Source organism: Sorangiineae bacterium MSr12523, assembly GCA_037157775.1.
Lineage (GTDB): Bacteria > Myxococcota_A > Polyangia > Polyangiales > Polyangiaceae > Pendulispora > Pendulispora brunnea.
Window position 1 is genome coordinate 6,150,663 of sequence record CP089982.1, and the last position, 12,925, is coordinate 6,163,587.

General features: G+C 64.7%; 17 protein-coding genes. 11 read left to right on the forward strand and 6 right to left on the reverse strand.

Annotated elements, in window-relative coordinates; translation table 11 throughout:
* Window positions 1–2: 2 nt before the first annotated feature.
* Window positions 3–755, forward strand: a complete 753-nt coding sequence (gene nth / locus LZC95_23625) for an endonuclease III (protein ID WXA99792.1) — start codon at window positions 3–5, stop codon at window positions 753–755.
* A gap of 133 nt (window positions 756–888) precedes the next feature.
* On the opposite strand, the gene LZC95_23630 is transcribed toward nth, so the two are convergent.
* Window positions 889–1,365 carry a hypothetical protein gene (locus LZC95_23630; GenBank protein ID WXA99793.1) on the reverse strand — a complete coding sequence of 159 codons (477 nt, stop codon included), beginning with the start codon at window positions 1,363–1,365 and terminating at the stop codon, window positions 889–891.
* Window positions 1,366–1,579: 214 nt separating this feature from the next.
* On the opposite strand from LZC95_23630, the gene LZC95_23635 reads away from it, so the two are divergent.
* Window positions 1,580–1,759 carry a hypothetical protein gene (locus LZC95_23635; GenBank protein ID WXA99794.1) on the forward strand — a complete coding sequence of 60 codons (180 nt, stop codon included), beginning with the start codon at window positions 1,580–1,582 and terminating at the stop codon, window positions 1,757–1,759.
* Window positions 1,760–1,770: 11 nt separating this feature from the next.
* Entirely contained in the window at window positions 1,771–2,733 is a 963-nt protein-coding gene (locus LZC95_23640; GenBank protein WXA99795.1) for a hypothetical protein, read from the forward strand.
* An 89-nt stretch (window positions 2,734–2,822) separates the two neighbouring features.
* Here the strand turns inward: LZC95_23640 and LZC95_23645 are convergent, their stop codons facing one another.
* The 4 genes from LZC95_23645 to LZC95_23660 all read right to left on the reverse strand — a co-directional run bounded on the left by LZC95_23645 (window position 2,823) and on the right by LZC95_23660 (window position 5,952).
* Complete coding sequence (locus tag LZC95_23645) at window positions 2,823–3,320, reverse strand: DinB family protein (protein WXA99796.1); 498 nt, start codon at window positions 3,318–3,320, stop codon at window positions 2,823–2,825.
* A gap of 85 nt (window positions 3,321–3,405) precedes the next feature.
* Window positions 3,406–3,714 (reverse strand): hypothetical protein, encoded by a 309-nt coding sequence (locus LZC95_23650; GenBank protein WXA99797.1) that lies wholly within the window; start codon window positions 3,712–3,714, stop codon window positions 3,406–3,408.
* A gap of 57 nt (window positions 3,715–3,771) precedes the next feature.
* A complete protein-coding gene (locus LZC95_23655) occupies window positions 3,772–5,010 on the reverse strand; it encodes a ParA family protein (protein ID WXA99798.1) in 1,239 nt (412 codons plus the stop codon).
* 84 nt (window positions 5,011–5,094) lie between these two features.
* Window positions 5,095–5,952 carry a mechanosensitive ion channel gene (locus LZC95_23660; GenBank protein ID WXA99799.1) on the reverse strand — a complete coding sequence of 286 codons (858 nt, stop codon included), beginning with the start codon at window positions 5,950–5,952 and terminating at the stop codon, window positions 5,095–5,097.
* Window positions 5,953–6,053: 101 nt separating this feature from the next.
* Between LZC95_23660 and LZC95_23665 the strand changes: the two genes are divergently transcribed.
* Genes LZC95_23665 through LZC95_23685 form a run of 5 tightly spaced genes read left to right on the forward strand, consistent with a single transcriptional unit; the run spans window position 6,054 to window position 9,284 of the window.
* On the forward strand, window positions 6,054–6,953 hold the full coding sequence (locus LZC95_23665) for a methyltransferase (protein ID WXA99800.1): 900 nt from the start codon (window positions 6,054–6,056) through the stop codon (window positions 6,951–6,953).
* Between the two features lie 20 nt (window positions 6,954–6,973).
* The gene (locus LZC95_23670; protein WXA99801.1) at window positions 6,974–7,558 is read left to right on the forward strand and encodes a hypothetical protein; all 585 of its coding nucleotides are present in this window, start codon (window positions 6,974–6,976) and stop codon (window positions 7,556–7,558) included.
* A gap of 33 nt (window positions 7,559–7,591) precedes the next feature.
* On the forward strand, window positions 7,592–8,134 hold the full coding sequence (locus LZC95_23675) for a hypothetical protein (GenBank protein ID WXA99802.1): 543 nt from the start codon (window positions 7,592–7,594) through the stop codon (window positions 8,132–8,134).
* Window positions 8,131–8,700, forward strand: a complete 570-nt coding sequence (locus tag LZC95_23680) for a hypothetical protein (GenBank protein WXA99803.1) — start codon at window positions 8,131–8,133, stop codon at window positions 8,698–8,700. The genes LZC95_23675 and LZC95_23680 overlap by 4 nt, the downstream gene beginning before the upstream one ends.
* A 17-nt stretch (window positions 8,701–8,717) precedes the next feature.
* On the forward strand, window positions 8,718–9,284 hold the full coding sequence (locus LZC95_23685; GenBank protein WXA99804.1) for a TIGR00730 family Rossman fold protein: 567 nt from the start codon (window positions 8,718–8,720) through the stop codon (window positions 9,282–9,284).
* Between the two features lie 12 nt (window positions 9,285–9,296).
* Here LZC95_23685 and LZC95_23690 read toward each other — a convergent pair whose 3' ends face one another.
* On the reverse strand, window positions 9,297–10,280 hold the full coding sequence (locus LZC95_23690) for a CAP domain-containing protein (protein WXA99805.1): 984 nt from the start codon (window positions 10,278–10,280) through the stop codon (window positions 9,297–9,299).
* Between the two features lie 104 nt (window positions 10,281–10,384).
* Between LZC95_23690 and nagZ the strand changes: the two genes are divergently transcribed.
* Genes nagZ through LZC95_23705 form a run of 3 tightly spaced genes read left to right on the forward strand, consistent with a single transcriptional unit; the run spans window position 10,385 to window position 12,920 of the window.
* Window positions 10,385–11,482, forward strand: a complete 1,098-nt coding sequence (nagZ, locus tag LZC95_23695; protein ID WXA99806.1) for a beta-N-acetylhexosaminidase — start codon at window positions 10,385–10,387, stop codon at window positions 11,480–11,482.
* Complete coding sequence (gene hutI, locus LZC95_23700) at window positions 11,479–12,708, forward strand: imidazolonepropionase (GenBank protein ID WXA99807.1); 1,230 nt, start codon at window positions 11,479–11,481, stop codon at window positions 12,706–12,708. The genes nagZ and hutI overlap by 4 nt, the downstream gene beginning before the upstream one ends.
* Before the next feature lie 2 nt (window positions 12,709–12,710).
* Window positions 12,711–12,920 (forward strand): hypothetical protein, encoded by a 210-nt coding sequence (locus LZC95_23705; GenBank protein ID WXA99808.1) that lies wholly within the window; start codon window positions 12,711–12,713, stop codon window positions 12,918–12,920.
* Window positions 12,921–12,925 lie beyond the last annotated feature (5 nt).

Here is a 12,925-nt window from a genome sequence, read left to right on the forward strand (position 1 = left end):
CGATGGCCGCCGCGAAAGCGAAAAAGAAAGCCGCGGCGCCCGCCCCGAAAAAGGCGGCGCCGTCTCCTCCGAAGAAGAAAGCCGCGCCGTCCAAGGCGGAGAAACTCGACGTTTTCCGCCGCCTCGCCGAGTACCACGCCGACGCGCACTGCGAGCTCGATCACAAGAACGCGTTCGAGCTGCTCTGCGCGACGGTGCTCTCGGCGCAGAGCACGGACGTGGCGGTGAACAAGCTCACCCCTTCCCTCTTCGCGCGCTACCCGGATGCCAAGTCCATGGCGGCCGCCAAGCCCGAGGACATCGAGGCGCTCATCAGCCGCATCGGCATGTACCGGCAAAAGACGAAGAGCCTTCTCGCCCTCTCGCAAGGCATCGTGGAAAACCACGGCGGCGAGGTCCCGCGCACCCTGGCGGAGCTCACGAAGCTCCGCGGGGTGGGCCGCAAGACCGCCAACGTCGTCCTAGGCGTCGCCTTCGGCACGCCCGAGGGCGTCGTCGTCGACACCCACGTCCAACGAATCTCCCAGCGTCTCGGCTGGACGAAGAATCAAGAGCCACCGGAAATCGAGCAAGATCTCTGCGCCCTGCTGCCCCGCACCGAGTGGGATCACGCAAGCCACGTGCTCATCTTCCACGGCCGCCGCGTCTGCGGCGCCATCAAACCAAATTGCGAAGAGTGCCCCGTCAACGACGCCTGCCCCTGCGCCTTCCGCGCCGAACAAGTCGGCCGCAAACCGGGCCGCGCCCGCGCGTGAACGGCCGAAGAGAATTTACAGGGAGGCGGGGAGGCGGGGAGGTTTTGAGGTTTGCAGTTTTCACCACGGGAAACCTCCAAAAAAACCTTCCCGCCCTTCCCGCCTTTATGTGAATTTTTAGGACAACAGGGAGCTACGGGGTGACGATCGTGATCTTCGGCGACGTGGTGAGGGTGCCGGTCACCGTACAGCCACCCGCGAGGGGCGCGTTGTTGAAGGTGAGCGTGCCCGCGGCGTTGTCATAGGCGGCCACGACCGCGCTGGGGCCGCACGTGCCCGCAAGGCTGTTGACCGTGACGTTCTGAATGGTGACTTGCGTGAGCGAGTCGGCCGTCACCGCCCACGGGAAACCCTGGGCCGCGAGGCTGTTGCAAACCGATCCGCCGCTGAACGTGGCCGCCGTAACGGCACCACCACCATTGGCGTCCGTCGCGCCACTGAAGTTCGCGTTGCAGTTCAGGGTGACGCCGCTCTTGTTGAGCGTCGTTGCGCCCGTCGCCGAAAAGTTCGTCGATACGGGCGTAAGGCGGAAGGTTGCATCGGTATCGTCCGACGCAAAAGCACCTAATGCCAACACGGACCCCAAGGCGATGGCTTTGATCGCGTACATTTTAAATTACCTCCGTCGGGAGGCAACGTGGCACATCTCACATGCGCCTGTCTCGTCATTAATGTAACGAGACATTCGATTTCGTGATTCGATTTCAACGAAATTAAAGTACCCAATCGAAGCTCAGTGGGTCGCTATCGAATGGCAATACATCCGGAAGGATGTCAATCCGAACCGCTCGACCGGATGGACACTAATTTAAATACGGATTCAAATGACATTCGACACGCCAGCAGGCATTTTCAGCCGGAATCCGTCAGAATTCGCGGCGTCGCTCGACCGCCCGTTCTTCGTGGTCAACGAAGTTGGCAATGACGCTTGGCGGTATGCGCATCAATGGCGCGTCATGCTGCATAACAATCTGACAAGGAATTTAGAAATCACCAACAAGTGAGGAAAACGGTCATGGCTTCTATGGCTTGCAAAACAATCAGGTGCGGCGCCGCACTCGGAGTGGGTGCACTCGCCTTTTCCCTCGCGTTCGTCGGATGTTCTTCCGATGACACGTCGACACCCACAGTTGACGCGGGTAACAAAGATACGGGCACCGGCACCGACGCGGGCCCGGGCGTGGATTCGGGCCAACCGGGCCCGGGAATGGTCACGCAAAAGGGCGTCATTTCCGACTTTCCGCCGGGCGGCGGCCAAGCGGTCGTCGGCGCCACCATCGATGTCGGCAATGGCCGAACTGCGACGACGGGGAATAGTCCAAAAGGAGGTTATTCGATTCAAGTCCCCAAAGACACGCCCTATTTCATGCGCATTCGCAAGGAGGGATACACCACCCTCATCGAACAAGAGTGGCAATTGACCGGGGACGCGGATCGCGGCAAGAGCATCTTCCCGGACAAACAGGCCACGACGCTCCTCGTTGGCGTCATCCAGGGCAATCCGTCTTTCCCGAAGGTCGATCCGGCCAAAGGCGTTCTCGCCATCGGTCTCATCAAAGGCAGCTGCCCGACGGAAGGTGGCGCGACCATCCGCGTCGAGCCGGGCGCCAGCGCGCTGTTGGCCGATGACGGCGGCACCGACAGCGGCACCGACGCCGGATCGGACGGAGGGTCCGGGGACGCGCCCCAGGTCGTTTATCTGAACAACCGGGCCTTTCCGGACGTCGCGGCGACCAAGAGCCAAGACGGCGCAACGACCCCCACGGCCATCATCTACAACGTCCCGCCTGGCAACCGTTTCAAGATCACGGTGGAGCACCCGAACTGCGACGTCCAGCCCTTCCCCTTCAACGAGCCGACCGCACCGAACATCAAGTACACCGGCAACATCGTGGTCGAGCCTCTGGGCAACCCGGCCGAGGACGGCGGTACGAACACGTCCACCTTCGCGCGCATCCTGCTCTCGAAGAAGCCCTGAACCGAGAAACGCCACCTCGTGGCGCCATGTGTACTGCCTGGCGCCATGGGTGGCGGAGTGGTGTATCTGCCAACGGCGTTGACGTTTCGCTACGACGAAGGGGGCGCGGACATCTTGCCGAGGAGCCATTGCAGCCCGGCGAGGTGCTGCTGGTCGTGGCTGCACAAGAAGTGGATCAACCCCTTCAGGGTGAGCGATCCGTAGCCGCCAAAAGACCCCGTTCGTGCCAGCTGGGCATCGGTGAGGCCGGCGATGATCTTCACGGTCTGGAGGCGGGCGGCTCGGAAGGCGGCCAGGGCCTCGCGCGGATCGGCGTCGGCGTATTGACGCTCGGCGGCAAGCTCGTAGCTCTCGATGTCGGCGAGCACGGGATCGGTCTCCTCGACCATGCGGCGGATGCGCACGTGGTAGCCGTCGATCTCGATGTCGCGCACGTGGCAGACTTGTTCGAGCACGGTGAATTGTTCGCTCGGGATGCCGTCCCATGACGGCGGCACCCAGCGGAGGGACGTCTCCGGGACCTCGCCCAATACTCGCTCGAGCGCGTCGGGAAACGATGAGAGCGCGGACAGGGTTGCTGAGTTCATGACCCGCCTATGTGGGGCCTTCGTCAGCCCGAAGCAAGCCCGCGCCTCTGCCGCTCACCTTTTTGAACCGTGCGCGTCGTTCGCGTCACATCCCGCGCGGGACCTTGTCCAAATCGAGCTGGTCCAACGCGGCACGGATCAAGGCACTTCGATTGGCCTTGGTCATGCCTCGCGCCTTCAGCTCGTCGACCAGCTGATCCAGCCGGCCCAGATCCTTCGTGTACATGGAGATGCAGATCACCTTGTAGTGAGTCGGCTTCTCCAAGGATGCACGCGACGGTGCACGCGCGGGGGCGGCATCGGCGGGTGCATAAAAGCGGCCCGAAAGAACTCCTTGTACTTCGTCCGCGTCGAGCACGCGCGCTGCTCCCAGACCTTCATCCCGCGCCGCCATGGTGTATCTCCTTCTTCTTCCTTCGAAAACTGTATCTCTCGTGTTCGTCCTACGACGTCACGCGGTGGCTGCGAGCTCGCCGGTGTCGTCCGTCATGCCGCTCGCGCTCGAGCGCCGTGCATCCGCGCCATCGACGATGATGTCGACCACGCGCTTGTAGTCCTCTGCGGCATTCGAGTCCGGCGCGTACTCGTAAATGGTACGCCCCTGCGCCGGAGCCTCTTTGATCTTGATGGTCTGCCGAATCGGCGGCAGGCACCGTTCGCCGAAGTGTTCCTTCAGCGTCTCCACCGCGTCGCGGCAAATGCGCGCGCGCGCGTCGTAGAACGTCGGCAGCACGCCGAAGATCTGCACCGGGTGGCGCAAGAGCGAGTTCACGTTCTTCACCGTCTTGAGCACCTGCCGCACGCCGACGAGCGAGAGGAAGTCGCACGCGACGGGCACCAGGATGCCGTCGGCGAAGACCAGCGCGTTCTGGTTCAACAGCGACAGCGACGGCGAGCAGTCGAGCACGACGACGTCGTAACCGGCTTCCGCCGCGATGAGCCGCTCACGCAGCACGCGGTCGCGGTTCTGTCGACCGGCCAGGTATAGCTCGGCGGCCGCCAAGGTTTCGTTCGATACGAGCACGTCGAAGTTGGGCCGCACGTTGACGGCGACGTCCTGCGCCTTCAGGCCCATCACCAGCACGTGGTACAGCGACGTCGTCGCCTTCACGCCGAGCGAGACGCCCACGTTGCCCTGCGAGTCCGTGTCGACGAGCAGCACGCGCAGGCCGCGCTCGGCCAGCCCGGCGGCGACGCTCACGCTGGTGGTCGTCTTGCCGGTCCCGCCCTTGTGATTGAAAATCGCCAGGCGCCGCGGCCCGTGAAGCTTCTTCCGTGCGCCCCCATCCGACGACGTCACGGAGGCTGCGACTTCCGCCACGACGCGGTCGTTTTCGGCTCGTTCCCGTTGCGCGCGCTCGGCCTGCTGAACCTGCGCCGCTTCGGCAGCGGCCATCGCGCCCAGGCGTGCACCATTCGCTTCCGCGAGAAGCTGCGCCCTGCACGGCTCGGAGCACGCATAGGTGCGCTCGCCGCGAATGCGCAGCACTTGGGACACCAACTCTACGGAAAAGCGCTTGCTGCAAGCCTTGCAAACGGCCCCACCCGATCCCTCGCCGCGGAGCCCGCGGTCGTGGCACGCTTGGGAACAATAGAAGGCAAAGCCTCCTTCACGCTCCTCCATCTGATAGCGAAACTGCACGTCGAATCGTTTCGTGCAGATGCTGCAGCTCTCGGTCATCGCCGCCATCGCATTCTCCTCACGCGAATGGCTTTAGACATATCGAGGCACCCGGGCCAAATAAGTTACCAAATAAGTACTCATAGGCCGCGTCTAGTTCTCGCGGAGCGGGCGCGGGAGCCCTTCGCGTGCGTAGGTGATGCGCTCGGGGATCGGGCCTTCGATGCCCTTGTCCCGGAAGGCCGCCTCGATGGCAAAGCGCAAATCGGAGGCGATGCGCAGATCTTCGTGCGGGTTCGAAATCCACACGAGGAGGGCGAACACGAAGGCCGGCTCGTTGCACTGATCGAGCCGTACCTCGGTTCCCATATCGCTCAGCACCTTGGGGTGTGCCGCCGCCACCGCGAGGAGCGCCTCGCGCACGAGCGCGGGGTCGGACTTCGCCGAAGCGTCGACCTTGACCTCGATGCGCAGGTGCGGCGTCGGACGCGAGTGGTTGATCACCGGCGACGTGATCAACTCGCTGTTGGGAACGATGATCGTCTCCTGGTCGCGCGTCAGAATTTGCGTGGCGCGCAGGCCGATGTCTTCGATGACGCCGGCGGAATTGCCGACTTTGACGAAGTCACCCTTGGCCACCGGCTGCTCGATGAGGAGCACCAGCCCCGAGACGAAGTTTTGCGCGATGTTCTGGAGGCCGAACCCGATACCGACCGCCAACACCGCCGAAGCTGCGAACAGCGCATCGAGCCGGAGCCCCATCGAGCTGAGGCCGACGAGGATGCCCAGCAGCACCACGCTGTAGCGAAGGATCTTCGACGCCGCGAACTGGGCGCCGGAGGAAAGGCCGCGCGAGCCAAGCAACCGAAGCAGCCAACGCGAAGCAATGCTGGCCAGAATGGCCGAGGTGAAGACGACGGCGATGCCGAGGATGATCGAGCCGGGGGTGATGTCCCCGCCGGAGATTGTCAGAATCGGATAATGTAAGAAGTCCCGAATCTTGGGCAACATCGTGCGTCACGAGGGTGGTACTGCGCGCACGAAGGTGTGGGCAAAAAATTGGCTCCTGCGTCGCTTGCCACGGGCGAAAGGCTCCCCTTATAAGCGTGCCCATGACGCGCCTTTCCCGTCTTTCTCGTCTTTCCCGTCTTGCTGGTTTTTCTCCGCTGGGCTGTCTCACGGTGGTCCTTCTCGCCGCCTGTGGCGGTGCGACCTCCGAAAGCGCCGCCCCCAAAGCGACGACCACGGAGTCCGCCTCGGCTTCCCCCGATGCCGAAGCTCGCATCCGCGAGGCCCTCGCCGGGCAACACCGCCCCGACAAGGAGAAGGCGCGCGACGTCTACCGTCACCCGGTCGAGACGCTCGCATTCTTCGGCGTCAAATCCGATTCGAAGGTCGTCGAACTCTGGCCCGGCGCCGGCTGGTACACGGCGGTCCTGGCCCCCGTGGTGCGCGGCCGAGGCAAACTCACGGTGACCAGCGCCGATCCCGCGGTGGCCACCGGCTACCAGAAGGAGAGCGCCGTGAAGTACGCGGCCCGCCTTCACGAGACGCCGGGCGTCTACGACCAGGTCGAGGTGCGCTACATCAACCCGCCGAGCACCCTCACCTTGGGGCCCGATGGCTCGGCCGACGTCGTGCTCACCTTCCGCAACGTCCACAATTGGATGAAGGGCGGCTTCGCCGACAAGGTCTTCGCGGCTGCGTTTCAGGTCCTGAAGAAGGGCGGCGTCCTGGGTGTCGAAGAACATCGCGCCGCCCCTGGCACCACGACCGAAAAGAGCATCGAGACCGGCTACGTGACCGAGGACACGGTCATCCAGTTTGCCAAGGCCGCCGGGTTCGTGCTCGACGCCAAGTCGGAAGTCAACGCGAATCCGAAGGACACGAAGGACTACCCCAAGGGCGTGTGGACTTTGCCCCCGACCTTGGACCTCGGCGCCGAAGGCCGCGAGAAGTACCTCGCCATCGGCGAGAGCGACCGCATGACCCTCCGCTTCAAAAAGCCGTAGCGGTTGACAAAAACGCCCGCATGAGCCGTGTTCGATGTATGTTCGCGGCCGTGCGGCGTCGGGTCGGGAGACGAGGTATCACGCTCATCGAGGTGGTCAATGTCCTCGCGCTGACGTGCATCATCGTAGCCGTCGGCATGTACATCGTTGCGCGCATCTTGCGGCACGCGAAGACCGGCGAGGTGGCCGGCTCGCTCAACGCCATCGCATCGAGTGCCGCCGCCTACTACGACACGTCGGACTCGGGGCAGCCCGTGGGCACCCAGCCCGAGTCGGCGAAGGCGATGCGCCATTTCCCGCCGAGCTCGCGCGCGAGCGTACCCCCCAGCATGGCAGACGTCCGCGGCCGCCGTTACCAGAGCGCGCTCGCCGATTGGTCCGGCTCGCCCTGGGCCGAGCTCCGCTTTTCCATCCCGCAGCCGCAGTATTACGCCTACTCCTTCGAGTCGCAGGGTAGCGGTCCCAACGCCCGCGCCACGGCCATCGCACAAGGCGATCTCGACGCCGACGGCATCCTTTCGCGCTATGCCGTTTCGGTCGCACCGGACGAGACGCTGCACGCCAAAGTGTCGCCTACGGTGGAACGGGAGAATCCGGAAGAGTAAAGAAGAGACGAGAAGAGGCGAGAAGAGGCGGAGATGAGTTGGCTGCACCCGAAGACGAAAGCCGTACGCGAGCGCGGGGTCTCCCCCGTCGAGGTCGCGGTGGGCATCGCCATCTTCGGCTCGGTGCTCGCCGTCGCCGTTCCGGCCTTCGTCAAAGAGCTGCACGCCTCACGCTTCGCCGAGCCCATCGACGGGCTCAACGCCATTGCGACCGGCGCGACCAACTACGCGCGCGGGCGCGCGGTCAACGACGCATTCCCCGCGAGCGCACCGCTCACGCCGCCGGCCGTGCCGCGTGGAAAACGCGCGGTCGATCCGCCGGGCGTCTGGGACACGCCCACGTGGAAAGCCCTCGAGTTTCACGCGGCCGACGAAGGCGTCGCGCACTACTTCGCTTTCGGCTTCGACGCGGAGCCGGGGCAGAACGAAAGCAGATTCGTCGCCCACGCCCATGCCGACTTCGACGGCGACACCGTCACGAGCACCTTCGAGATCCGCGGCGTGACCGAAGGCTCGGGCCACGTCACCGACGTGAAGCTCGAACCGGGCATGTACATCCAGTCGGAGCTGGAGTGATTCCAGGAAAGGCCGCGCTCGTCCTCGTGACGGCGGCCATCGGCATCGGCGCCGTGCAGCCAGGACTCGCGCGCGAACTGCGCACCGTTCACGAGCACGAGGATCTCTACGTCTTGCCACCGCCATCGATCTTGCGCGCGGCAACACTCGGACATCGAGCGGCCGCGGCCGATATTCTGTGGTCCAACGTCGTGGTGCAATATGGCGAGCACATTGCCGAAAAGCGCCCTTTTCCAGATCTTCCGAAATACCTCGATGCCATTTTGGCCATCGAACCGGGGTATATGCCCCTATATCGGTATTGCGACGCCTTCTTCATTTTTTCGTACCCGAAGGCCACCGAACAGGATGCGCGCAAGGCTCGCCACTACCTCGAACGAGGTACCCGCGAGCGTCCGCTCGATGCGGAAATGTGGTTTCGCTACGGCCGTTTTCTCGGCGCCATGGGCCCCAGCTTTTTGACGTCGAGCGAAGAGAAAGAGCAATGGCGCGCCGAGGGAAAGGCTGCTATGCAACGCGCAATCGAACTAGGACTGGATGTGGATGCTTTGGCACCCCATCATTGATGGACTAGGGTGAGAAAATGAGAATTTGTGTCTTTTGCGGATCGAGCGTCGGCAAGAAACCCGATTACCTCGAGGCAGCCCGCAACTTTGGGCAAGTGCTTGCGCGCCGTGGCATCGGCCTGGTGTATGGCGGTGCGAGTGTCGGGATGATGGGCGAAGTGGCCGACGCGGCACTCGCCGCAGGTGGTGAGGTCATCGGCGTCATTCCGCAGGCCTTGGTCGACAAAGAGATCGCCCACAAGAACCTGACGGATCTGCGCATCGTCACCACCATGCACGAGCGAAAGGCGTTGATGGCCGAGCTCTCCAACGGATTCGTCGCCCTTCCCGGCGGCACCGGCACCTTGGAAGAGGCCTTCGAAGTCTGGACGTGGGGCGTGCTGGGATTCCACAAGAAAGCCTGTGCCTGGCTCAACGTCGCCGGCTACTACGACTCGCTTCTCGCCTCGATAAGCCACATGGAGGAAGAGGGCTTTCTCAAGCCGGAGCATCGCCAAATGGTGCTCGTCGACTCCGACGCCGACGCGTTGGTCACGAAAATCGTGAACTACACGCCGGCGCTCACGCGCTCGAAATGGGACTGAGGGACTGAGGATTCATTCGACGCGCAGGGTGCGCAGACTCACCATCACGAAGTCCGGTGAGCTGGGAATGCGTGCCCACACGCTCACTTCGTAGAGGCCGGGCTTTCCGCCATCGGAGAGGGGGACGTCGATGGAAAAGTGCTTTCCTTCGACGCGCACGGGAATCGGGGTGCGAAAGCCCGGCGGCCAATACATCTGATACGGATTCGGAATCGGATAGGTGCGCCGCGTATTGAGGTCCGCCACGGTAATGGGCTTCGGCGCAGGAATGCGCGCCACACCGATGCCGCCAAATGTTGCCGGCGCAACGATATCGCCTTCGATGCGCACGGTGGTGCCGACCTTCGCCTTCTTGGGGAGCGGCGCGTAGCTGCCGTAGGGATCGAGGAACTCCTGCGCGAAACAGGGAACGGCGAGCTCGGTCTCCGTGCCGCGGGGCTGCGCCACACCGATTCCCACCTTCTTGTGGTGCGGCTTCAGGATGTTCTTCCGATGACCATCGTTGGGCGGCACCTCGTTGAAGAACATCGCCTCGCTGCGCTCGAGCGCCTCGGCCTCGATCATCGGCCGGTCGTCCAGGGTGCGCGTTCGTTGATCGGTGAAGCAGAGCGCGTTCTCCTGCACGTAATCCGTGCCGCCCGCCTCGCTGTAGCGCTGCTCGGGCACCGAGCCATCCGTGCCCCAGTGGCCGAGGTAGCCGTTTCGAGCCATGTCCTCGGCGTGGCGCTGCCCGGCGACCTGGGCGGGCCCCTCGTCGAGCTCGACGGGTGGAAGCTTCTGCGTGGCGCGGTCGCGGTTGATCAGCGCGAGCATGTACTTCCGTGCCTCCGGCACCGTGAGCAGCTTCTTGCCGCCCTTGGACGCGACCGTGCTTTCCGTGAGAGAAGGCCCGGGAGGCTTGGCCGGCGCGGCGGCGGCGGGCGCGTCCGGGTTGTTTGCGGCACACGCCGAGGCGAAAGCAAACGAGAAAAGGAGCGAACGAGACAAACGAGTCAAAGGAGAGGACCTGGAAAGACGTTTGGCCAGCAAAGGCATAGCGTGCATCATGACAGAGGGACACGACGAGAGCCGTCGAGGCGCATGAGAAGGATCACGAAACCATGAGACGCACCGAGGCGTGCGGACATTTGATCCTCGGAGGATTCACGGGCACGACGCTGCCCGACAGCTACGCACGTGCGCTGCGTAAAGGCGAACGCGCCGGTGCCGTCATCTTCCGACGCAATCTTCGTCCTGAGAAGGGGGCCGATGCGGACGCAACCGCCGTCGCGGAGCTCACCGCGAGCATCCACGCGGCCGCGCCCGAACCGCCGATTGTCGCCGTGGATCAAGAGGGCGGCCGCGTGGCCCGGCTTGGGCCGCCGGTGCTGCGGCTTCCGGCGGCGGCGCGCCTCGGTGCGACCCAGGACGAAGACTTCATCGAACGCGTTGCCTACGCGCAAGGGTGTGAGCTCGCGGCGCTGGGCTTCACCACGTCGTTTGCGCCCGTTCTCGATGTGCACACGCACCCGGAGAACCCGGTCATCGGCGATCGCGCCTTCGGAGCGACCCCCGAGGCGGTGAGCAAGATGGCCCTCGCCTTCGCGCGCGGCCTGCGAAAGGCCGGACTGTTTCCCTGCGGAAAGCATTTTCCCGGGCACGGTGACACCACGAAGGATTCGCACTTCGAGCTGCCCATCGTGCAGGGCGATCGCGCGCGACTGGAGGCCGTGGAGCTCGCTCCATTCGCGGCGGCCGCTCGCGCAGGGCTTCCGGCCCTCATGACCGCCCACGTCGTCTACCCCGCGCTCGACGAAAAGCCGGCGACGCTTTCGCATGCAATCTGCACGGATATCGTGCGCACCCATCTCGGCTTCGGCGGCGTGTTGATCTCGGACGACCTGGAAATGCAGGCCGTTGCCGCGCGCGCACCGATCGAGGAGCTCGCCGTGGAAGCCGTGTCGGCGGGGTGCGATCTGCTGCTCATCTGTTCGAACGAAGATGCCCAGGCCCGCGCCTACGAGGCGCTGGTGCGTCACGCGGAGGCGCATCCATCGTTCGGCCTTCGCTGCGAGCAGGCCGCCGAACGCGTGCGCTCGCTACGCCGCGAATTTCCACCACGTCCAGAGCAAGAAAGGGAACGACTCGTGAACATCGTCGGCGGAGCATCATCCCGCGCGATCGCGCAGGAACTCGCGGCAAGAGGGCTCGCGTCATGAGCGGCACACGCAAGGCATTTGCGGCTTACCGCATCGTGACGTGCGACGAGGCTCGTGCGACCGCGGGCGATCCGCTCGGCGCGATCTCCGAAGGTGCCGTGGTGCTCGAGGCGGGAAAAATCGCGTGGGCGGGCCGCCGGCAGGAGCTCGACCCCGCCCTGCCCGTCACGGATTTGGGCAACGTCGTGGTGACCCCCGGCTTGATCGACGCGCATACGCACTTGGCCTGGGCGGGCTCGCGCCACGGCGAATACGCCGTGCGCATGGCCGGAGGTGACTACGAGGCCATCGCCAAAGCAGGCGGCGGTATCGTGTCCACGTTCCGCGCCGTCGCGGACGCGACGCCCGAGCAACTGCGTGCGCTGCTGGTGGCGCGGCTTCGCCGGGTGGCGCAGCTCGGCGTGACCACGTGCGAAGTGAAAAGCGGCTACGGCCTCTTGCCGGAGCACGAGTTGAAGCAGCTGCGGGTCATCGCGTCCTGCGCGAACGAGGCCGATCTTCCCGGTGTGGTGCCGACGTTCCTCGCACTCCATGCCCTGCCGCCCGAGGCGCGTGCGGATCGTGCCGGGTACGTGCGCCGCGTGATCGACGAGCTCCTTCCGCGCGTGAAGGAGGAGAACCTCGCGACGTACGTCGATGCGTACCTCGATGCGAACGCGTTTCAAATCGACGAAGGCCGCGCCCTCGGCGAGCGGGCACGTTCCTTTGGGTTTCAGCTGCGGCTCCACGTCGGGCAATTCGCCGACATCGGCGGGGCGGAACTGGCCGCGGAGCTGGGGGCGCACTCGGTCGATCACCTGGAGGCCGTGGGCGATGCAGGCATCGCTGCCCTGCGGGAGGCGGGCACGCACGCCGTGCTGCTTCCCATCGCGAGCTTCACGTTGAAGCAGGCGCCACCGCCCGTCGCGAAGCTGCGTGCCGCCGGGGTGCCGCTCGTCGTGGCCAGCGACGCGAACCCGGGCACGGCGCCCACCGAGAGCCTTCCCCTCGCCCTCGCCCTCGCCGTGCGCAATTACGACGTGACGCCGGAGGAGGCGCTGCTGGGCGCGACCCGGCTGGCCGCGCGCTCCCTCGGCTTGAACGACCGCGGGACCTTGCGCGCAGGCGCCGCCGCCGATCTCGTGGTGTGGGATCTTCCGCACGAGCACGCCATCGTCCAACCGTGGGGAACGCCGCGCACGCGCCTCGTTTTGCGCAACGGCGTCGCCATTTCCGGTACGGTGTGAGCGTGGATCCGCAGACACACAAGCGTTACCTCGACTACCGGCAACGGTACGAGTATTTCGGCCGCCAAAAGGCCATTCTCACCGCCGTGCAATTCTCCGCCTTCGACGCCGAGCTGCGCGCCCTTCAAGGCAAAGGAGGTGAGCGCGACGCCCGCGAAGACGAAGACGAAGCCCGACTCGTCGAGCTTCGTGCGATTCTTCTTCTCGACTAGGTTCG

What these genes read in the sequence shown, in the direction of transcription:
- nth (WXA99792.1), top strand. Translation starts at nt 3, where the DNA reads ATGGCCGCCGCGAAAGCGAAAAAGAAAGCCGCGGCGCCCGCCCCGAAA.
- LZC95_23630 (WXA99793.1), bottom strand. Translation starts at nt 1,365, where the DNA reads ATGTACGCGATCAAAGCCATCGCCTTGGGGTCCGTGTTGGCATTAGGT.
- LZC95_23635 (WXA99794.1), top strand. Translation starts at nt 1,580, where the DNA reads ATGACATTCGACACGCCAGCAGGCATTTTCAGCCGGAATCCGTCAGAA.
- LZC95_23640 (WXA99795.1), top strand. Translation starts at nt 1,771, where the DNA reads ATGGCTTCTATGGCTTGCAAAACAATCAGGTGCGGCGCCGCACTCGGA.
- LZC95_23645 (WXA99796.1), bottom strand. Translation starts at nt 3,320, where the DNA reads ATGAACTCAGCAACCCTGTCCGCGCTCTCATCGTTTCCCGACGCGCTC.
- LZC95_23650 (WXA99797.1), bottom strand. Translation starts at nt 3,714, where the DNA reads ATGGCGGCGCGGGATGAAGGTCTGGGAGCAGCGCGCGTGCTCGACGCG.
- LZC95_23655 (WXA99798.1), bottom strand. Translation starts at nt 5,010, where the DNA reads ATGGCGGCGATGACCGAGAGCTGCAGCATCTGCACGAAACGATTCGAC.
- LZC95_23660 (WXA99799.1), bottom strand. Translation starts at nt 5,952, where the DNA reads ATGTTGCCCAAGATTCGGGACTTCTTACATTATCCGATTCTGACAATC.
- LZC95_23665 (WXA99800.1), top strand. Translation starts at nt 6,054, where the DNA reads ATGACGCGCCTTTCCCGTCTTTCTCGTCTTTCCCGTCTTGCTGGTTTT.
- LZC95_23670 (WXA99801.1), top strand. Translation starts at nt 6,974, where the DNA reads ATGAGCCGTGTTCGATGTATGTTCGCGGCCGTGCGGCGTCGGGTCGGG.
- LZC95_23675 (WXA99802.1), top strand. Translation starts at nt 7,592, where the DNA reads ATGAGTTGGCTGCACCCGAAGACGAAAGCCGTACGCGAGCGCGGGGTC.
- LZC95_23685 (WXA99804.1), top strand. Translation starts at nt 8,718, where the DNA reads ATGAGAATTTGTGTCTTTTGCGGATCGAGCGTCGGCAAGAAACCCGAT.
- nagZ (WXA99806.1), top strand. Translation starts at nt 10,385, where the DNA reads ATGAGACGCACCGAGGCGTGCGGACATTTGATCCTCGGAGGATTCACG.
- hutI (WXA99807.1), top strand. Translation starts at nt 11,479, where the DNA reads ATGAGCGGCACACGCAAGGCATTTGCGGCTTACCGCATCGTGACGTGC.